Genomic DNA, 20,332 nt, shown 5'->3' on the forward strand with positions numbered 1-20,332 from the left:
GTTCATACATTGATCTGGATCAAGGCTGTTTGAAGTAGTCGGTCACATCATTCACCCCGTAGACCACCCTTCCCGCCACCTGCAACGGCACTATCCAACGAGGTAGCCAGGCCATGATTGATCAGACAGTCGTAGAACTGTCGCGGCTGCAATTCGCTCTGACCGCGATGTACCACTTCCTATTCGTACCGCTCACGCTTGGCCTGTCCTTCATGGTGGCCATCATGGAAAGTGTGTACGTGATGACCCGCAAGCAGGTCTGGCGACAGATGACCCTGTTCTGGGGCGCCCTGTTCGGCATCAACTTCGCCATCGGCGTGGCCACCGGCCTGGTGATGGAATTCCAGTTCGGCATGAACTGGTCGTACTACAGCCATTACGTGGGCGACATCTTCGGTGCGCCGCTGGCCATCGAAGGCCTGATGGCGTTCTTCCTGGAAGCCACCTTCATCGGCCTGTTCTTCTTCGGCTGGAAGCGCCTGAGCCCGGTCAAGCACCTCACCGTGACCTGGCTGATGGCGCTGGGCACCAACCTGTCGGCGGTGTGGATCCTGATCGCCAACGGCTGGATGCAGAACCCGACCGGTGCGGTGTTCAACCCGGAAACCATGCGCATGGAAGTGGTCGACTTCGCCGCAGTGCTGCTGAACCCGGTGGCGCAGGCCAAGTTCGTGCACACCGTCAGTGCCGGCTACGTAACCGGTGCGATCTTCGTGATGTCGATCAGCGCCCTGTACCTGCTGCGCAACAAGCACAGGGACATGGCCCGCCGTTCGTTCGCGGTTGCCGCGGCCTTCGGCCTGCTGTCCTCGCTGTCGGTGGTCGTGCTGGGTGACGAGAGCGGCTATGCCGCCAGCGAACACCAGAAGATGAAGCTGGCCGCGATCGAAGCGATGTGGGAGACCGAGCGTGCGCCCGCCGACTTCACCGCCTTCGGCATTCCCAACCAGGACACCCACACCAACGATTATGCGATCAAGATCCCGTACCTGATGGGCCTGATCGCCACCCGTTCGCTGGACCAGCCGATTCCGGGCATCCTGGAGCTGGTGGAGCGTGCGGAACACCGCATCCGTGGTGGCCAGATCGCCTACGGCGCACTGGAACGGGTGAAGAAGGACAAGAACGACCTCGAAGCACGGGAAATGTTCGACCGCCATTGGCAGGATCTCGGCCATGGCCTGCTGCTGAAGCGTTACCGCGACGACATCCTCAATGCGACGCCGGAGGAAATCTCCAAGGCCGCGATGGATACCGTGCCGCGCGTGGCGCCGCTGTTCTGGACCTTCCGCATCATGGCCGGGCTGGGCTTCTATCTGATCGCCTTCTTCGCGTTGGCCTTCTACTACTCGTGCCGCAACAACTTCCAGGACAAGCGCTGGTTCCTGAAGCTGGCCGTGTGGAGCCTGCCGGCGCCGTGGATCGCGATCGAATGCGGTTGGTTCGTGGCCGAGTACGGTCGCCAGCCGTGGGCTGTGGACGGCGTGCTGCCCACCTTCTATGCAGCATCGGGCCTGGCACTGCATGAAATCCTGACCACGCTGGCGGTGTTCACCAGCCTGTACACGGTGCTGCTGATCATCGAAATCAAGCTGATGCTGAAGGCGGTCCGCAAGGGTCCCGATGACATCCTGCCGACGCTGCAGGCCGACATCCGCCCTGTTTCCCCCAATGCCGTTGCCCCCGGCCAGGCCTGAGGCAGGAGAATCCAGATGGAATTCATTGCACTTGATTACACCACGCTCCGCGTGATCTGGTGGCTGCTGCTCGGCATCCTGCTGGTCGGCTGGGCCGTCATGGATGGTTTCGACCTTGGTGTCGGTACCCTGCTGCCGTTCGTGGCCAAGACCGATGAAGAACGCCGGCTGGTGATCAACACCGTCGGCCCGGTCTGGGAAGGCAACCAGGTCTGGTTGGTGCTGGGTGGCGGCGCGATCTTCGCCGCCTGGCCGCCGCTGTATGCGGTCAGCTTCTCCGGCTTCTACCTGGCGGTGTTTGCGATGCTGTTCGGGCTGATCCTGCGCCCGGTCGGCTTCAAGTACCGCAGCAAGCTGCCGTCCAAGCGCTGGCGCGACAACTGGGACCGCGTGCTGTTCGTCGGTGGCCTGCTGCCGGGCCTGATTGCCGGCGTCGCGGTGGGCAACGTGCTGCTGGGTGTGCCGTTCCACTTCGACGACACGCTGCGCGTGACCTATACCGGTTCGTTCTTCGGCCTGCTCACGCCGTTCGCACTCATCGCCGGCCTGATCAGCGTGGCCATGCTGGTGTCGCACGGTGCGGCCATGCTGGTGCTCAAGACCGACGGCCCGGTGGCCGAACGTGCAGCGCGCTACGGCAGCATCGCCGCCATCATCAGCTTCGTGTTGTTCGCCGCTGCCGGCACCTGGGTGGCCTTCGGCCTGCCGGGCTACCAGATCACCTCGCAGGTAGTGACCGACGGACCGACCAATCCGCTGTTGAAGACCGCCGAACTGGGCACCGCCGCCGGTGGCTGGCTGCGCAACTACAGCAGCATGCCGGCAACGCTGGTGTTCCCGGTGCTGGGCCTGCTGGGTGCACTTGCCAGTGCGGTGCTGCTGCGTGCGCGTCGTGGCGGCCTGGCCTTCATTGCCTCGGGCGCGTCCATTGCCGGCATCATCCTCACCGTCGGCTTTGCGATCTTCCCGTTCCTGCTGCCGTCCTCCAGCCAGCCCACTTCCAGCCTGACCGTCTGGGACAGCTCGTCCAGCCACCTCACGCTGTGGATCATGCTGCTGGCCACGGCCATCTTCCTGCCCATCGTGCTGGCCTACACCACCTGGGTGTACCGCGTGCTGAAGGGCAAGACGACGACTGAAGAAATGGGCGACAACCCGAACGCGTACTGATTGCCCGTGTGCCGGCCCAAGGTCGGCACACCCCTCGCACACAGGAGATTGACCATGTGGTATTTCGCTTGGATTCTCGGCGCTGGCCTGGCTTCGGTCGTGGCCATCCTCAACGGGATGTGGTTCGAAGCACGCGAAAGCGCGCGCGCCGACAAGGAAGTGCGTTGAAACTGTAAAAAAGAGTTGCCGATACGGCCTTCACACCGTATTCTTGGCGGCTCCTTCGGGGTGTAGCTCAGTCTGGTAGAGCGCTACGTTCGGGACGTAGAGGTCGCAGGTTCGAATCCTGTCTCCCCGACCACTTCGGTGGTCGCATTGAAGCCTGGTGAAGTCTTCCAGGCTTTTTTGTTCCCGCAGGAGTCGCTGTCACGGCAGCGAAGCAGAACGGTCTTCCCCCTTGCCGCCATCGGGGGAAATGGCTAGAATAGGCGGCTCCCTTCGGGGTGTAGCTCAGTCTGGTAGAGCGCTACGTTCGGGACGTAGAGGTCGCAGGTTCGAATCCTGTCTCCCCGACCACTTCGGTGGTCACCAAGAAGCCTGGAAGACATCAGTGTCCTCCGGGTTTTTTTGTGCCTGCAATCCGGCACACCCGGCTACGTCGTCGTCAGCAACGTGCCACCCCGGACCGGGGTCGAGGACCTGACGCAGCCGGCCACGTACAATGGCCGCCACTCCCCCACCTGCCACACCGGCCCCGTCCGGTGCGGGCGCTGCACGCCACCTGCGCGGCGTGCGCCACCTGCAAGGAACACCGCATGATGCCCCCCACCTCCTCTTCGCCATCGTTGCTGCACGGCCGCCTGCTGGCGTTCGCCGCAATCCTGCTGGCCGCGGTCAACCTGCGTACTGCCGTCACCTCGATCACCCCGCTGCTGGACGTGCTGGGCCAGCAGTTCAGCTTCGGCACCACCATGACCGGCGTGCTGGGCATGCTGCCGACCGCCTCGTTCGCGCTGTTCGGCGTCGCCACCCCGGCGCTGGCACGACGCCTGGGCCTTGAGCGCACCACCCTGCTGGCCATGCTGATGGCCGCCACCGGCCTGCTGCTGCGCTCCAGCGCCGGCAACGTCGGCACCCTGCTTCTGGGCTCGGTGATCGCACTGGCCGGCATGGGCATCGGCAACGTGGTGGTGCCGCCGCTGGTGAAGCGCTACTTCGCCAACAAGGTCGGCACCATGAGCACGCTGTACATCAGCGTGCTGCAGCTGGGCACGATGATGCCGGCGCTGCTGGCGGTGCCGGTGGCCAACGCCGCAGGCTGGCGGGTGTCGCTGGGCATGTGGGCGCTGCTGGCGTTGGCGGCGACCCTGCCATGGCTGTTGCTGGCGCGCCATGCACCGAAACCGCTGCGGGACAGCAGCGACCCCACCGTGCAGCCGCACGGCAAGGTCTGGCGCACGTCGTTGGGCTGGAGCATGACGCTGATGTTCGGCATGACTTCGCTGATGACCTATTCGATGTTCACCTGGCTGCCGCGCATCGTGGTCGAAGCCGGTGCCACGCCCGCCTTCGGTGGGGTGATGGTGGCGGTGTTTTCGGCACTGGGCCTGCTGCCATCGCTGGTGATCCCGTCGCTGGCCGTGCGCCTGCAGAATCCGTTCCCGCTGGTGCTGATCGGCTTTTCGGCCTTCGTCATCGCCTTCGCCGGCCTGCTGTTCGCGCCGATGAAGGCGCCGTTGCTGTGGGCCTGCCTGCTGGGCGTCGGGCCGTCCACGTTCCCGCTGGCGCTGACCCTGATCAATCTGCGCACGCGCACCCCGACGGGATCGGCGGCCTTGTCCGGCTTCATGCAGGGCGTGGGCTACAGCTTCAGCTGCCTGGGCCCATTCCTGGTCGGCTGGCTGCACACCGTCAGCGAGGGCTGGACCCTGCCCTTCGCCTTCCTGTTCGGCTGCGCGGTGCTGATGCTGTGCGCCTCGTGGGTGGCCTGCAAGCCGCGCAAGCTGGAAGACCTGTGGTGATCGACCAGGCTGCCTGACGCCCCTCGCCGCGCAGCCGACCACCCCACACCCCACACTGCCGCCATCTACACACCGCCACCGCAGCGGGTGACGTAGCGTGTCCAAAGCTGACCCGGTTCGCGTCCAGAACCGGGCGCGGCTTGGGGGGCCGGACAGCCCGGGGACATGCCGCGCTGCCGCCCCCTTGGCGCCGGAACAATCAAAAATACCCCTCTCAACAATGGGTTGCAGAAGGGTTGGCCGATCCTTCACGGACTTTCCGTCACTCTGGTACGGGCCGCAACTGCCTGCATCGGCAAAGCGTCAGCTACAGTTGGCATGTGATGTGCGTCACATTTTTGAGTACATCGTTCAGCAATGGATGCTTAGGGGGTCTCATGGTTGTTCACCGTCCGCTGGCGCTGTGCGTCGGCCTGGCCTGCGCCACCCTGGCGTGCTGGGCCCACGCGGCCTCGCCGCCCGCCGCGATCACGCGCGCCGACCGGCTCGCCGAAATCGGCCACTACCGTGACCAGGCTCGCTGGGTCGATGCCCTGGCGGCGATCGAGCGGGCGCAGCTGCGCGAGCCCAACGACGACCTGCTGTATAAGCTGCAGGTATTGACCCTGGGCGACATCGGCAATGCCCATCGCGCCTGGCGGCTTTACCAGGCCCGGCCGAACCTGTTCGACCAGGACCAGAAAGCGCGGCTGGAGGCCAACTATGTAGCCAAGCTGGTCAACTGGAGCCTGGCCTACGGCGAAAGCGAAGACACCCGGCTGGACGAGGCCGAGGCTTCGCTTGCGGAAATGGAGCAGTACGTCGAGCGCGATGGCACAACGCAGGCGCAGGCGCCGCTGCGTATCCGCATGGACCGGCTGATCCTGCTCAACCGCCTGGCCCGCCACGCGAAGGTGCGCGACGAGGCAAGGGCGCTGCAGCGCGAGGGCCATGCCCTGCCCGATTACGTGCTGCCAGCAGTCGGCGACTCGCTGATGGCCACCCAGAACCCGGACGAGGCCATTCCCTTGCTGGAGGCCGCCGCAAAGAACGATCCCTCACGCTTCGAGTCTCGCTCGGAGCTGGCCTATGCCTACCTGGAAACCGAGCAGGCGGAGAAGGCGGTGAGCTACCTGCAGGCGTGGCAGAAGGATGAACCGGCATGGCGCTGGGGCGGTGGCAAGACACCCTTCCAGAACTGGGCGCGCTACGAAGCCGACCTGAACCTGGCGATGGTGCGGGCCTATAGCGGCGATCTGCCCACGGCCCAGCGCGAGCTGGAAGCGCTGGTCGACGTCGGCCCGGGCAATGGCAGCCTGCAGACCTCGCTGGGCAGCGTCTACCAGATGCGCGGCTGGCCACGGCGCGCACTGGAACGTCACCAGATGGCCTACACCCTCGACCCGCGTGACATCGCGCCGCGGCTGGGCATGTACGAATCCTACGTGCAGCTGCAACGCGACGACCTGGCGCGACCGTTGCATGACGATCTTCTTGCCCGCTATCCAAGTCAGCCGTCTGTGCAGCGCATGGAACGCGACTGGCGCGCCCATCGCGGCTGGCAGCTGTTGGCCAAGGTAGAGGGCGGCCGCAGTTCCGGCGGCGGCGGCAGCTCGCCGCTGGGCAATGACGACCTGCACTACGGCATGGAAGTCGCCTCGCCGGTTCTCAACGACCGCTGGCGCCTGTTCGCCTTCGCCGACCGCCGTTCGGTCACCTTCCAGGACCAGGATATCGATCCGCTGTGGATCGGTGCCGGCGTGCGCTACCGCTTCGACCGCGTCGATGCCGAGGCGGCGGTGCTGCGCCCCAACGACAGCATCGGTGACACCGGTCTGCGTGGCAGCGTCGGCTGGCAGTTCAACGACCGCTGGCATGCTGGCGTAACGGCCGCCCGCAATGATCCGGAAGCCTCGATGCAGGCACGCGTGGCCGGCATCACCGCCGACAGCGTCGCCGTTGCCGTGGATTACACGCGCAACGAACGCACGCACTGGAGCATCGGTGGCAGCCAGTTCCGTTACGACGATGGCAACCGCCGCGACACGCTGAACAGTGCGATCGAACAACGGCTGTTGACCCGCCCCCGCCTGTTGATCGATGGCCTGGGCAGTGTCTACACCAGCCGTGGCAGCCGCCACGATGCGCCGTACTTCAACCCCTCGCGGGATCGCTCGGTGGAAGTGGGCCTGCGCATCGACCAGCAGTTGTGGCGCCATTACGAGCGCCACTTCCGCCATCGCCTGACGGTGTCCGTTGGCAACTACTGGCAGGAAGGATTTGGCAGTTCGATCATTCCGACCGTGGCCTATCGCCACGAATGGCAGTTCGATCAGGGGCGGATCCTCGAGTACGGCGTGAGTTGGTCGCGGCCGGTCTACGACGGCCAACGTGAACGACATATCGGCTTCGATGCCACGCTGCGCTGGGGAGAATGAGATGGAACGGATGCTTCGCAACCTGACGACCGTACTGCTGCTGGCGCTGCTGTTCCTCGCCCTGCCCGCCGCAGCCCAGCGCGCCCGCTCGGCCGCGGAACTGGACGCGGCCGACAACGGCCTGCTGGTCCTCAGCTATCACGACGTGCGCGATGATGTGCTGGAGAAATCCGATGCCGACGCCTACGCGGTCAGCACGCAGAACTTCGCCGCACACCTGGACTGGCTGTCCGCCCATGGCTATCACCCGGTGTCGCTGTCGCAGCTGATCAAGGCCTCGCGTGGAGAAGCAAAGCTGCCGCCGCGGCCGGTGCTGCTGACCTTCGACGACGGCCTGCGCAGCGTGTACAGCCGTGTCTATCCGCTGCTGCGTGCGTACAACTATCCGGCGCTGGTGGCGGTGATCACCGACTACGTGGACATGGCACCGGGCCGTACCATCGACTACGGCTACCGTCCGTTCGGCCATGACGATTTCCTGACCTGGGACCAGCTGCGCGAGATGCAGGCCAGCGGCCTGATCGAACTGGCCAGCCACACCGACAACCTGCACCACGGCGTGCAGTCCAACCCGCAGGGCAACCAGACCCCGGCGGTGATCACCCGCATCTACGACCCCAAGGCGCAGCGCTATGAAAGCGCGCAGGAGTACGAAAAGCGCCTGCGCGACGATCTCGGCCGCAGCGTGCAGCGCATCGAAAAGGAACTGGGGGTACGCCCGAAAGCGATCGTCTGGCCGTATGCCGCCTACAACCAGTTGAGCAACGACATCGCCGAGCAGCTGGGCATGCCGGTGTCCTTCGACCTGGAAGGACGCAGCACGCCGGTGACTGCCGACCTGCACGGCCTGGCACGCCTGCTGGTGACCAGCAATCCAAACGTCACCTCGCTGGCCTTCGAGCTGCGTCGCAACGTCAACCTGGACGGTACCCGTGCACTGCAGATCGATATGGACTCGGTCTACGACAGCGACCCTGCACAGCAGGCGCGCAACCTGGATGCACTGATCGAGCGCGTGAAGCGGATCGGCCCGACGCATGTCTACCTGCAGGCCTTCGCCGACCCGGACGGCAACAACACCGCCGATGCCCTGTACTTCCCGAACCGGCACCTGCCAATGCGCGCGGACCTGTTCAACCGTGTCGCCTGGCAGCTGAAAACCCGTGCCGGGGTGAAGGTCTACGCATGGCTGCCGGTGCTGGGCTATGAACTGCCCGACGCTGCACAGCGTGCGGCGCTGGGCATCCAGAGTCCGGAACGCGATGGCATGTACCGCCTGGATTTCACCAAACCGCAGGCACGGCAGATCATCAAGGACATCTACGAAGACCTGGCGATCAATTCGTACTTCGAAGGCCTGTTGTTCCACGATGACGGCTACGTACGCGATACCGAGCTGGCGCAGCTGCCACAGGAAGGCAGCGACGGTGGCCGCACCCAGGCGTTGATCGATTTCACCCTGGAACTGCGCGACAGCGCACAACGCTGGCGCCCCAAGTTGGGCACCGTGCGCAACCTGTACGCGCAGCCGGTGCTGGAACCGCAAAGCGCGGCGTGGTTCGCCCAGCGCCTGGACCTGTTCAACCAGGCCTACGACCGCACCGCGCTGATGGCGATGCCGTGGATGGAAGGCAGCCGCCGTCCCCAGCGCTGGATGGACCGCCTGGTGGTGGCAGTGCGCGAGCACGACCCGGACCTGAAGCACACGATGTTCGAGCTGCAGACCGTGGACTGGCGCACGCAGACGCCGATCAGCGGCGAACAGCTGCGCGCGCAGATCCGTCGCCTGCAGGCGCAGGGCGTGCGCCATTTCGCGTGGTACCCGGACGATTTCATCGCCGACAAGCCGTCGACCCAGGATGCACGCGCGGCAATGTCCGCGCGCAACTTCCCGTATCCGGAGAAGTGACGTGGACATGAATCCGTGGCTCAACGCCATGTTCCAGTTCGCCTTCTTCTACCCCATGGTGATGGCGTTCTTCTGGATGTCAGGTGGCCTGTACTACTTCTTCCGTCGTGAGCGGAAGTCGCGTCCGCGCAACGATCCGCCACCGATGGCGGAGTATCCGTTCGCCAGCCTGTTGATTCCGTGCCACAACGAATCAGCGAACCTGGACGACACGCTCGGCGCAGCGCTGGCCCAGCGCTACCCGGATTTCGAAGTGATCGCCATCAACGATGGCAGCACCGACGATACCGGCGCACGCCTGGACGCGCTTGCAGCGCTTCATCCGCGTCTGCGCGTGGTCCACCTGGACCGCAACCTGGGCAAGGCCAACGCGCTGCGCATGGGCGCGCTGGCCGCGAGATCGGAGTACCTGGTGTGCATCGATGGCGATGCCATGCTGGAAGAGTTTGCGATGCACTGGATGGTCTGGCACCTGACCAGCGGCCCGCGCGTGGGTGCGGTTACCGGCAACCCGCGCATCCGCAACCGCTCCACCCTGCTCGGCCGTCTGCAGGTGGCCGAGTTCTCCTCGATCATCGGCATGATCAAGCGCGCCCAGCGCGTCTACGGCCGCATCTTCACCGTATCCGGAGTCATCGCCGCGTTCCGCCGCACCGCGCTGCACCGCATCGGCTACTGGGCCGATGACATGGTCACCGAGGACATCGACATCAGCTGGCGGCTGCAGCTGGATCATTGGGACATCCGCTACGAACCCAACGCGCTGTGCTTCATCCTGATGCCGGAAACCCTGAAGGGGCTGTGGCGGCAACGCCTGCGCTGGGCGCAGGGCGGCGTGGAAGTACTGCGACGCCATGGCTCATCGCTTTTCAGCTGGCGCAAACGGCGCATGTGGGGGGTGCTGCTGGAATACATCCTCAGTGTGCTGTGGGCCTACACGATGCTCGCCATCATCGTGCTGTGGGCGCTGGGCAAGTTCATCCCACTGCCGCCGCAGCTGTACATCGACACGTTGCTGCCGCAATGGCATGGGGTGATCCTGGCGTTGGTCTGCCTGCTGCAGTTCGCCAGCAGCCTGATCATCGACAGGCGTTACGAAACGCATATCGGCCGCAACTATTTCTGGGTCATCTGGTACCCGATGGCGTACTGGTTGATCAGCCTGTTCACCACGCTGGTGGCATTGCCGAAAACGCTGCTGAAGCGGCGTGGCAAGCGTGCCACCTGGGTCAGCCCAGACAGGGGTATCCGATGAACGCACACCGCCAGACGGCGTCGGCCAAGCCGTCCAACCGCTTCGACTCGCGCCTGATCCAGAAACCGCGCAAGCAACCCCGCCTGCAACGCACCGCCTGGGGGTTTGTGACCCTGGCGTTCTGGGGGTTCTACTTCTATCTGTGGGCGCCCTTGGTCACTCTGGTGTCCTGGCTGCTGGGTGGACAGCTGGCGTGGCTGCAGCTGTACGAGCGCAAGCAGCATCTGGACCCGTTCGTGATCGTCGCCCTGCCGGTGATCCTGGCCGGCTGTGCGCTGCTGCTGATCGCCTGGGCCGAGTACAACCGCTACCGCTTCGCCGGCAAGGAGCGTCGCCACCCGCGGGTGGACGCCAGCCGTTCGGAGATCGCCCATTCGCTTGGCGCCAGTGATCAGCTCGCCGAACAGATGTTCAATGCCAAGGCCATCACCCTGCACATGGATAAGCATGCGCGGCCGCTGGGCATGACTGCACAGCTGTTGCGGTAGGAGGGTTCGGCCGGGCTGCGCCCGGCCGTGAACCTACCTTCTGACCTGGCCTTCGCCGCGTACCACGAAACGTTCGACCGTGAGCGCTTCCAGTCCCATCGGGCCGTAGGCGTGCAGGCGCGTGGTGGAGATGCCGATCTCGCTGCCGAGGCCGAGCTGGCCGCCATCGGAAAAGCGCGAAGACGCGTTGACCATCACCACCGCCGAGCGCAACGCGTTGACGAAACGTTCGGCACTGGCCGCGTCTTCGGTCGCGATCACTTCAGTGTGGTCGGAGGTGTAGGTACGGATGTGCGCGATCGCTGCGTCAAGATCATCGACCACGCGGACCGCCAGTACCAGATCAAGGAACTCGGCGGCATAGTCGTCCTCGCTGGCAGCAGTGCTTCCCGGCAGCAACGGCTGCGCGCGCGCGTCGGCACGCAGCTGCACACCACGTTCGGCCAGCGCCTGCGCAGCGCGCGGCAGGAAGTCTGCGGCAATGTCCTGGTGTACCAGCAGGGTTTCCAGTGAATTGCACGCGGACGGGCGACTGCACTTGCCATCCACCAGCAGATCGAGCGCTTTGGCAGGATCGGCACTGGCATCCACGAACAGGTGGCAGACACCCTTGTAGTGCTTGATCACCGGCACCCGCGCGTGTTCTGCAACGAAACGGATCAGGCCCTCACCACCGCGCGGGATCGCCAGGTCGATCAGTTCATGCAGCTGCAGCAGTTCCAGCATGGCTTCGCGGCGCAGGTCGGTCAGCACCGTCACCGCAGCAGGGGGCACGCCGTTGGCCTTCAATGCTGCGGCCAACGCCTGGGCGATGGCGGTGTTGGAATGGATCGCCTCCGAGCCTCCACGCAGAATCACGCCGTTGCCCGCTTTCAGGCACAGTGCGGCGGCTTCGGCGGTCACGTTCGGGCGTGCTTCGTAGATCATCGCGATCACCCCCAGCGGCACGCGTACCTTCTGTACGCGGATGCCGTTCGGCCGCACGTCGTCGCGGGTCACCTGCCCGACCGGGTCCGGCAGGCCCGCCACCTCACGCACCGCATCGGCCATTGCCAGCAGCCGCGCCGGGTCCAGCGCCAGGCGGTCGAGCATCGCGCTGCCCACGCCCTTGTCGCGGGCGGCGGCCAGGTCGCGTGCATTGCCCGCAAGAATCTGCCCTGCATTGACCTCCAGCGCCTGCGCCATCGCCAGCAGCAGCGCCCTGCGCGCATCGCTGTCGAGGCCGGCGACCACCTGGGCTGCGTCACGGCAGGCGCGGGCCTGCGATTCGATCTCACTCATCGGGATATCCTGCAATGGGTTCATGGCAGTACCAGATCGTCGCGATGGACGACGGTACCGCCGTAGTTGTAGCCGAGTACGGTCTGGATATCGCGGGTGTGGCGGCCGGCAATGCGGCGCACGTCATCGGCGGCGTACTGGCTGACACCACGGGCCACGCAGACCCGGCCAGCTTCGGTGTTCCAGCACACCTGCACCATGTCACCACGCCGGAACGCGCCATCGGCACCGGTGATGCCACCAGGCAACAGCGATGCACCCTTCTCGCGCATCGCCTGCGCTGCACCGGCGTCGATCAGGATCGCGCCTTCGGCCAGCGGTGCGTGTCGCAGCCAGTGCTTGCGGGCGGCCTCGCGGCTGCGCGCCGCGTGGATGCGGGTGCCGAACAGGCGATCCTGTGCCAGCGCGCGCACCACCTCGCCGCTGCGGCCGTTGAACAGGTAGGTTTCGATGCCAACACGGCCGGCCTTGGCCGCGGCCTCCAGCTTGGTGCGCATGCCGCCGGTACCGGCGACTGAACCAGCACCACCGGCCATCGCCAGCACGGCATGATTCAACTCGGGCACGTCGTGCAGCGGCCGTGCATCGGCATGCGTGCGCGGGTCGGCACTATAGAGGCCATCGATGTCGGTGGCGATGAACAGTGCATCGGCATCGACCAGCGCCGCCACGGTCGCAGCCAGGTTGTCGTTGTCACCAAGCTTGAGCTCGTCCACCGACACGGTGTCGTTCTCGTTGACCACCGGCAGCGCACCCAGCCGCAACAGCTCGTTGAGGGTGGCCCGCGCATTGAGGTAGCGACGGCGGTTGCGCAGATCGTCATGGGTCAGCAGCACCTGCGCCACCGGGCGCTCGAAGAAGCGCTGCCACAGACCGATCAGCTGCGCCTGGCCAAGTGCCGCCAACGCCTGTCGCGCAGCCATCGCCGCACCGGGTTCATCGGCCCTGGGCAGGATCGCGCGGCCGGCAGCCACCGCGCCGGAGGAGACGATGACCACTTCGCGCCCAGCCAGCACATTGGCCGAGACGAACTGGGCCAGACCCAGCGCGTGACGCGGTGACAGGCCACCGCCATCGGCCGCGAGCAGGCTGCTACCGACCTTCAGCACGGCACGCCGCCACGACGGCAGCGCTTGTTCGGGGAACGGCGATGCAACGTTGGCGGCATGCACAGTCATCGGGGGCGCCTCAGCGGGTATTCCATTCATGGACGCTCAGCGCCGATGCCTGCATCGTCACCAGCGGATCGGTGGCGACGATCGCCTGCGCCTGCGCAAGGCTGTCGACGTTGCACAGCACATAGGCGCCGCCACTGCCATCGGCAAAGCCGCCGGTCAGCTGCAGCTTGCCCTCGGCCTGCAGCGCATCAAGAAAATCGCGGTGCGGTTGCACCACGGCGTCGGTGAAGCCGGGCTGGCGCATCGCCAGCACCAGGTAAACGGTGCCGGCCATCAGGACAGCGCCTGCCAGCGCGCGTTCAGTTCATCCAGGCGCAGGTCCGACGCCGAACCCGGCGATACACGCGCAGCCAGGCTGCCTTCCGGCGTACGCCCCTGCCCTGCGCTGTCGGCGCCGGCAGCAGCGGCCTTGTAGGCCTGGCGGAACGGCACGCCCGCGACCGCGGCTTCCACCGCTACGTCGGTGGCGTACATGCCCGAATCGATCGCTGCACGCAGCTTGTCATCGCGCCATTCCAGGTTGGCCAGCAGCGCCGGCAGCAGCTCCAGCGCGGCCAGGCCACGCCCGAAGCCGTGGAAGATCGCGCCCTTGGACGACTGCAGATCGCGGTGGTAGCCCGATGGCAGCGACAGCAGCTGCTCGATCTCGGTACGTGCGGCGGCGACGCTGGCATGGGTCGCCCGCATCAGCTCGATCACGTCCGGATTGCGCTTGTTGGGCATGATCGAACTGCCGGTGGTGTACTGCGCCGGCAGCGCGACGAAACCGAATTCGGCGCTGGTGAACAGCGAGAGGTCCCAGGCGATGCGGCGCAGGTCCAGGGTCGCGCCCCCCAGCGCTTCCAGTGCAGCCAATTCGAACTTGCCACGCGACAGCTGCGCGTAGATCGGCGAGATCTGCATGCGCGCAAAGCCGAGCGCAGTGGTGGTGTGTTCGCGGTCCAGCGGCAGGTTCACACCGTAGCCAGCAGCGGTGCCGAGCGGGTTGGCATCGACCAGCGCATGGGTATCGCGGGCACGCACAGCATTGTCGATGAAGGCCTCGGCCCAACCGGCCCACCACATGCCGGCCGAGGACACCACCGCACGCTGGATGTGGGTGTAACCGGGAATCGGCAGGTGCTGTTCGGCCTGCGCACGGTCAAGGGCGACCTTTGCCACTTCGGCGCTGACCTGCGCTACGCGCTGCAGCTTCTCCTTCAACCACAACCGGGTGGCGACCAGGATCTGGTCGTTGCGGCTGCGGCCGGTGTGGATCTTGCGGCCGGCATCACCAAGGCGCTCGGTCAACCGTGCCTCGATGGCCGAATGGCCATCTTCATACTGCGTATCCAGCACGAAGCGACCTTCGCGGAAGTCCTGCGCCAGCACCTCCAGCTCGCGCAGCAACCCTGCCAGTTCGTCGGCGTTGAGGATGCCGATGTGCTGCAGGCCCTGCGCGTGCGCGGCGCTGGCGGCGATGTCATGCAGGAAGAACTCGCGATCGAGGATCACGTCGTCGCCGGCGAGGAAGGTCTGGATCTGGGCATCGACAGCGACGCCTGGCTTCTGCCAAAGAAGGTCTGCCATGGGGGCTCCTGTACGGGGTTTCAGTGCGGGATCGACGTCAGTTCGTCGATGCCCAGCGCGAGATTGAGGTTCTGCATGGCCTGGGTGGCCGCGCCCTTGAGCAGGTTGTCCAGGGTCGCCACCACCACCACCCGCTTGCCGCCCGGGGCCAGCGTGAAGCCGCCAACCTGGGCGCCATGGCGGCCAGCGATGCGGCTCACCCACGGCGCCTCGTCCACGACCTCGATGAGTGCTTCACCGGCATAGGCCTGCTGGAAGCGCTCGACGATCTGCTCGCGGGTCTGCACACGGTTCAACCAGAGGTTGGCGGTGAGGGTGATGCCACGGAAATGCGGCGCGACATGCGGCATGAATTCGACGGCCACGCCGAGCTGCACGGACACCTCGCGCTCGTGCACGTGGTTGGTCAGCGCGTACGGCATCAGGTTGTCAGCCAGCAGCTCGACGTTGTTCTTGTCCGACGGCGAGGTGCCGGCACCGGAGTAGCCGGACACGCCGAAACACTGCGGCGGGCCCGCCAGCAGTTCCCGCAGCGGATGGATCGCCAGCTGCATCGCAGTGGCGTAGCAGCCAGGGTTGCTGATGTGCTTCTGGCCGTTGTAACGATCGCGGGTAAGCTCGGGCAGGCCGTAGTACCAGCTGTTGTCGAAACGGTAGTCGGCCGACAGGTCGACGATCACCGTGTCCGGTTTCGCCGTTTCCAGCGCCGCCACGAACGGAGCAGCCAGGCCGTTGGGCAACGCCAGGATCACCGCATCCACGCCCTTGGCGGCCACGGCATCGGCGTCGAGATTTTCGAACTGCAGTTCACCCTGCCACTGCGGGTAGTGGTCGGACACGCGCTGCCCGGCCAGTTCGCGCGAGGAAACGAAGCCCAGTTGCAGGTTCGGATGCGCGGCCACCAGCCGGATCAGCTCGGCGCCGGTATGGCCGCGGGCGCCGACGATGCCGACGGTGAACGAGGAGGAAGTGCTCATGCGTGCGTACTCATGCGTGCGAGTCGAGGCGGTGCTGCAGGTGGCGTTTCACACCCTGCCATTCCGCGTCGATGATGGAAAAGATGACGGTATCGCGCGGCGTGCCGTCGGGATGGCGACGGTGATTGCGCAGCACGCCATCCTGCTTGGCACCCAGGCGTGCGATCGCGGTGCGCGAGGTGAAGTTGAACCAGCTGGTTTCAAACACCACGCTCAGGCATTCCAGCCGCTCGAAGGCATGGCTGAGCAGCATCAGCTTGGTTTCGGTGTTGACCCCGGTGCGCTGCACCGACTCGCCATACCAGGTGTAGCCGATGCTGAGCCGCGGCACGTCTGCCTGCAGGTCGTAATAACGGGTGGTGCCGACGATCTGGTCGTTGGCATCGAACACCACGAACGGCAGCACCTTGCCCTCGGCCTGAACCTGCAGCGCGGCCTGCACATAGCTGGTCATGGTCTTCGCATCAGGCACCTGGGTGTACCAGAGCCGGGACAGCGCGCCGTCGCCCAACGCACCGCGCAGACCATCGATATGGCTCATCTGCAGTGGTTCCAGCCGCGCATGCGTGCCGGTCAGCGTGGGTACCTTGGTCCAGTCTGCGTGGTTCATCGCGCTCAGCCCTCCAGGCTCGGTGCACGCGCGGCGCAATGGTCGACATAGGTCCTGATCCGGTCGATGCCATCGGCACCGTACCAGAACACCTTCCAATTGCCCTGCTTGTAGCAGCCTTCGGATTCGGCGTAGTAGAAATGGTTGATCGGGTTGCCGTTGCGTGAGCGCCAGAACAGCTGCGGAGTTTCTTCCCGCATCACGTTCCAGACGGCGCGGCCAAGGCCTTCACCCTGCGCATCGTCGAGCACGGCGAACTTGTCCAGGTACACGCCCTCGGCTTCATCGGTGAGGATCACCGCCGTGCGGTAGTTCTCGCTGACATAGGCGCGCAGCAGCGTGGTCTTCTCGAAATAGTCCGGCACCAGGGTACGGCCGAAACTGGATTCGATCAGGCCCTTCAGGCGCGGCAGGTCCAGCTCGCTCCAGGCGGTTGCACGCAGCACCTTCTCGCCCTTGCGCACCAGCGTGCCCGAGCCCTTGTGGGTGAACAGCTCCTTGGCCAGGTCGGCGGGCCGGGTGATCGACACCGACGATTCCAGCGGCAGCCGGTCCAGCAGGGACTTGATCTGTTCGATCTTCACCTTCATGCCACCGTGGATCCACGGCTGTGCGATCAGGTGGTCGTACTCGGTGGACAGGTTGATCGAATCGATCACGCTGCCCTCTTCGTCCAGCAGGCCGCCGGTACCGGTCAGGAAGATGATCTTGTACGGCTGCAGTTCCTGCACCAGTTCGTTGGCGGCGAAGTCGGCATTGACGTTGAGGATCTGCCCACCGGCGGTCTCACCGAGGCTGGTGATGACCGGGATCGAGCCTGCGCGCAGGCTGGCTTCGATCGGTGCCAGGTTGACCTTCTTCACCTCGCCGACCAGGCCGTAGGTATCCACGCCCAGGTACTCCGCCTCGAACACGCCACCGGTGATGGAAGTGGCGCGCGCGCCATTTTGCTGCAGGGCTTCGACCAGGCGCAGGTTGGATTGCTGGAACACCCGGCGCACGATCGCCAGCGCTTCCGGCGAGGTCACCCGCAGGCCGTTGACCGTCTGCTTTTCAATGCCGGCGGCCGACAGTTCCGCATCCAGCTGTGGGCCGGCGCCGTGCAGCACGATCGGGGTCAGGCCGACTTCCTGCAGGAACGACAACGAGGAGGTCAGCGCGTCGAGATCGTCGCGCAGCACTGCGCCGCCGACCTTGACCACGGCGAAGCGCTTGGCGTCCAGCTGCGAAAAGCGCTTGAGGTACTGGCTGATCTCCTTCGCGCTGGCCATGCTCGAGAGCAGGCGCACGATGGTCTGGCGGGTCTGGCGGTGGGGCTGGAGGGCAGGAGACATTTCGGTTTCGTCACAGGCGGCGGTCGCCGCGTTGCAGTTCCGCCGCGCAGAAGCGCAGCGGCGTTGTGGGTCGATCAGGCGCCGGCGGCGATGATCCGGTGTACGGCGTCGGTGTAGCGCTGCAGCTGTTCCAGCGTTACGAACTCGTCGGCGGTATGGGCCTGGGCGATGTCGCCCGGGCCGAACACCATCGTGGTGTAGCCAGCGGCCGAGAACAGCGACGCCTCTGTCCAGAAGTCCACCGCGTTGCCGATCGGAATATCCAACGCGTCGGCCACGTCGCGCGCCAGCAGGCGGCGGTTCTCGGCTTCGGCGATGTCACCGGCCGGCAGGCTGGGGCCACGGAAGGTTTCGGTGAACAGTGCCGCTTCCGGCTCGGCGAAGCCGGCAAAGGTCGCCAGCAGCGCATCGATATCCATCGACGGCAGCGGCCGGAAACCAAAGCGCACTTCCGCCGCCGGCGCGATCATGTTGGCCTTGATGCCGCCATCCACGCGCCCGATGTTGAAGCGCAGGCCGGTCAATCCACCGAAGCGTGCCGAAGCCAGCGATTCGACGTGGTCCAGCGCGCGGTTACCCCAGCGCATCGTCTGGTGCAGCGCACTGGCAGCTGCGTCCTGCTTGCCCGACGCATGGCCGGCACGGCCGGTGAACTGCATCAGCACCGAGCTGATGCCACGATGCGCGAGCACCGCTTCGCTCATGGTCGGTTCGGCCACCAGCACCGCTTCGTACTTGATGCCCCGGGCCAGGAACGCAGCAATACAGCGCGGATCGTTGGCTTCTTCATCGCTGGAGAACAGGAACGCCGCGTCGCCATTACTGGCATTGGCTGCAGCCACCAGCGCAGCAGCCGCACCCTTGATGTCACACACACCGAGGCCGACCACGCGGTCGTCCATGCGGCGCATCACGTGCGGGTCGGCACTCCAGTGCGGCGAGTCCGGCACGGTGTCCAGATGCACATTGAACAGGTACTTCGGCGTACCGCGCACGGCGTACAGGCTGACCGCGCCGGCACCATGGTCGATCACCTCGACATTGAATCCGGGCAGGTTGTCGCGCAGGTAGTCGAAGATGCCACCGGTGGTGATCGCACGCGGCGGGTTGCGGGTGTCGAAGGACACCAGCGCCTGCAGGTGATCGAGCGTCTGTTCAAGCATGAATCAAAGATCCTTCAGTACAACGTGTACCGGCTGGAGGAGAGCCCCCTTGATGTTCAAGGGGGCGCGCCAACGGCGCGGGGATTAGGTGAAATGCGCGGGCTCGTGCTCAAGTCAACCACGGTTGACTTGAGCAAAGAGCGTCGAACTCATGCCGAACAGCTTGATGAAGCCTTCTGCTTCTTCCACACCCCAGTCGGCCGACTGCGCATAGGTGGCGCCCTTGGTGTTGAGCAGGTGCGGCGACTTCACCGCAACGGCGTCGACGCGACCGCCACGAGTTTCCAGCACCACTTCGCCGTTGACCTTGGCCTGCGAGGACTTCAGGAAGGCTTCGATGTCGGTCTTCAGCGGGTCGTGGTAGAAGCCTTCGTACACCAGCTCCACCCACTTGCGCGCCACGTCCGGCTTGAAGCGGTTCTGCTGCTTGGTCAGCACCGCATCTTCCAGCGCGCGGTGTGCGGCCAGCAGCGAGACCAGGCCCGGTGCCTCGAACACGATGCGGCCCTTCAGGCCGATCACGGTGTCGCCGGTGTACACGCCACGGCCGACGCCGTAGGGGGCGAACAGCTTGTTGAGCTGGGCCAGGATCTGCTCACCCGGCAGGGCCTTGCCGTTGAGCTCCACGGCTTCGCCTTCTACAAACTTCAGGGTGACGGTCAGCGGTGCTTCCGGCCATTCGCTGCGCGGTGCGCACCAGCCACGGGCGCCCTCGCCCGGCGCTTCCCAACGATCGATCTCGCCGCCTGACATGGTCAGGCCCAGCAGGTTCTCGTTGATGGTGTAGGCCTGCTGCTTGGCGCGCACGCCGAAGCCACGCTCTTCCAGGTACTTCTGCTCGTAGGCGCGGGTCTGGGTGTGTTCCTTCTGGATCTCGCGGATCGGCGCGATGATCTGGTAGTCACCCAGGGCCTTCACTGCCAGGTCGAAACGCACCTGGTCGTTGCCCATGCCGGTGCAGCCGTGGGCGATGATGTTGGTGCCCAGTTCGGCGGCGCGCTTGAGCGCGGCATCGACGATCAGATAACGGTCCGACACCAGCAGCGGGTACTGGCCCTGGTAGCCCTCGCCGGCCCACACGAACGGCTTGACGAAGCCGGACCAGATGGCCGGACCGCCATCGACGGTCTGGTGGCTGGTGACACCCAGTTCGGCGGCACGCTTCTCGATGAAATCGCGCTCTTCGTCATCCACGCCGCCGGTATCGGCGAACACGGTATGCACGTTGTAGCCGCGCTCCTGCAGGTACGGCACGCAGAAGCTGGTATCAAGGCCGCCGGAGAAGGCGAGAACGACGTCTTTGTTGCTCATGGGGGTATGTCC

General features: G+C 65.4%; 17 protein-coding genes and 2 tRNA genes. 10 read left to right on the plus strand and 9 right to left on the minus strand.

The window, feature by feature from the left end; translation table 11 throughout:
- The first annotated feature begins 113 nt into the window (after nucleotides 1–113).
- The 10 genes from WKB25_RS10495 (at nucleotide 114) to pgaD (ending at nucleotide 10,897) form a co-directional block, all read left to right on the plus strand.
- Entirely contained in the window at nucleotides 114–1,697 is a 1,584-nt protein-coding gene (locus WKB25_RS10495) for a cytochrome ubiquinol oxidase subunit I (protein ID WP_340570450.1), read from the plus strand.
- A gap of 15 nt (nucleotides 1,698–1,712) precedes the next feature.
- Nucleotides 1,713–2,867 carry a cytochrome d ubiquinol oxidase subunit II gene (cydB, locus tag WKB25_RS10500; protein ID WP_340570451.1) on the plus strand — a complete coding sequence of 385 codons (1,155 nt, stop codon included), beginning with the start codon at nucleotides 1,713–1,715 and terminating at the stop codon, nucleotides 2,865–2,867.
- Between the two features lie 54 nt (nucleotides 2,868–2,921).
- The gene (gene cydX, locus WKB25_RS10505) at nucleotides 2,922–3,035 is read left to right on the plus strand and encodes a cytochrome bd-I oxidase subunit CydX (protein ID WP_025876452.1); all 114 of its coding nucleotides are present in this window, start codon (nucleotides 2,922–2,924) and stop codon (nucleotides 3,033–3,035) included.
- Between the two features lie 56 nt (nucleotides 3,036–3,091).
- Nucleotides 3,092–3,168: transfer RNA gene (locus tag WKB25_RS10510), tRNA-Pro, on the plus strand.
- A gap of 138 nt (nucleotides 3,169–3,306) precedes the next feature.
- Nucleotides 3,307–3,383: transfer RNA gene (locus WKB25_RS10515), tRNA-Pro, on the plus strand.
- Nucleotides 3,384–3,622: 239 nt separating this feature from the next.
- Nucleotides 3,623–4,828, plus strand: coding sequence for an MFS transporter (locus WKB25_RS10520; protein ID WP_340570454.1), 1,206 nt, complete (start codon nucleotides 3,623–3,625; stop codon nucleotides 4,826–4,828).
- Nucleotides 4,829–5,205: 377 nt separating this feature from the next.
- Nucleotides 5,206–7,245: a poly-beta-1,6 N-acetyl-D-glucosamine export porin PgaA gene (pgaA, locus tag WKB25_RS10525; protein ID WP_340570456.1), complete on the plus strand. Its 2,040-nt coding sequence runs from the start codon at nucleotides 5,206–5,208 to the stop codon at nucleotides 7,243–7,245.
- A gap of 1 nt (nucleotide 7,246) precedes the next feature.
- The gene (pgaB, locus tag WKB25_RS10530; protein WP_340570458.1) at nucleotides 7,247–9,154 is read left to right on the plus strand and encodes a poly-beta-1,6-N-acetyl-D-glucosamine N-deacetylase PgaB; all 1,908 of its coding nucleotides are present in this window, start codon (nucleotides 7,247–7,249) and stop codon (nucleotides 9,152–9,154) included.
- Nucleotide 9,155: 1 nt separating this feature from the next.
- Nucleotides 9,156–10,409: a poly-beta-1,6-N-acetyl-D-glucosamine synthase gene (gene pgaC / locus WKB25_RS10535; protein ID WP_340570459.1), complete on the plus strand. Its 1,254-nt coding sequence runs from the start codon at nucleotides 9,156–9,158 to the stop codon at nucleotides 10,407–10,409.
- A complete protein-coding gene (gene pgaD / locus WKB25_RS10540) occupies nucleotides 10,406–10,897 on the plus strand; it encodes a poly-beta-1,6-N-acetyl-D-glucosamine biosynthesis protein PgaD (protein ID WP_340570461.1) in 492 nt (163 codons plus the stop codon). Before pgaC ends, pgaD begins: the two co-directional genes overlap by 4 nt.
- Before the next feature lie 33 nt (nucleotides 10,898–10,930).
- On the opposite strand, the gene WKB25_RS10545 is transcribed toward pgaD, so the two are convergent.
- The 9 genes from WKB25_RS10545 to WKB25_RS10585 form a co-directional block, all read right to left on the minus strand.
- Nucleotides 10,931–12,202, minus strand: coding sequence for a glutamate-5-semialdehyde dehydrogenase (locus tag WKB25_RS10545; RefSeq protein ID WP_340570463.1), 1,272 nt, complete (start codon nucleotides 12,200–12,202; stop codon nucleotides 10,931–10,933).
- Nucleotides 12,199–13,356 (minus strand): glutamate 5-kinase, encoded by a 1,158-nt coding sequence (proB, locus tag WKB25_RS10550; protein WP_340570464.1) that lies wholly within the window; start codon nucleotides 13,354–13,356, stop codon nucleotides 12,199–12,201. Before proB ends, WKB25_RS10545 begins: the two co-directional genes overlap by 4 nt.
- Nucleotides 13,357–13,366: 10 nt before the next feature.
- Entirely contained in the window at nucleotides 13,367–13,630 is a 264-nt protein-coding gene (locus WKB25_RS10555) for a YciI family protein (RefSeq protein ID WP_089236219.1), read from the minus strand.
- Entirely contained in the window at nucleotides 13,630–14,925 is a 1,296-nt protein-coding gene (gene argH, locus WKB25_RS10560; protein ID WP_340570466.1) for an argininosuccinate lyase, read from the minus strand. The genes WKB25_RS10555 and argH overlap by 1 nt, the downstream gene beginning before the upstream one ends.
- 20 nt (nucleotides 14,926–14,945) lie before the next feature.
- Nucleotides 14,946–15,902, minus strand: coding sequence for an N-acetyl-gamma-glutamyl-phosphate reductase (gene argC, locus WKB25_RS10565; RefSeq protein WP_251475579.1), 957 nt, complete (start codon nucleotides 15,900–15,902; stop codon nucleotides 14,946–14,948).
- Between the two features lie 10 nt (nucleotides 15,903–15,912).
- The gene (locus WKB25_RS10570) at nucleotides 15,913–16,512 is read right to left on the minus strand and encodes a GNAT family protein (RefSeq protein ID WP_340570470.1); all 600 of its coding nucleotides are present in this window, start codon (nucleotides 16,510–16,512) and stop codon (nucleotides 15,913–15,915) included.
- A 5-nt stretch (nucleotides 16,513–16,517) separates the two neighbouring features.
- A complete protein-coding gene (locus tag WKB25_RS10575) occupies nucleotides 16,518–17,846 on the minus strand; it encodes an acetylglutamate kinase (RefSeq protein WP_340570471.1) in 1,329 nt (442 codons plus the stop codon).
- 74 nt (nucleotides 17,847–17,920) lie between these two features.
- Entirely contained in the window at nucleotides 17,921–19,009 is a 1,089-nt protein-coding gene (locus WKB25_RS10580) for an acetylornithine deacetylase (RefSeq protein ID WP_340570473.1), read from the minus strand.
- Nucleotides 19,010–19,123: 114 nt separating this feature from the next.
- Nucleotides 19,124–20,320, minus strand: a complete 1,197-nt coding sequence (locus WKB25_RS10585; protein WP_340570475.1) for an argininosuccinate synthase — start codon at nucleotides 20,318–20,320, stop codon at nucleotides 19,124–19,126.
- Nucleotides 20,321–20,332 lie beyond the last annotated feature (12 nt).

This window comes from Stenotrophomonas sp. G106K1, assembly GCF_037969685.1.
Taxonomy (GTDB): domain Bacteria; phylum Pseudomonadota; class Gammaproteobacteria; order Xanthomonadales; family Xanthomonadaceae; genus Stenotrophomonas; species Stenotrophomonas lactitubi.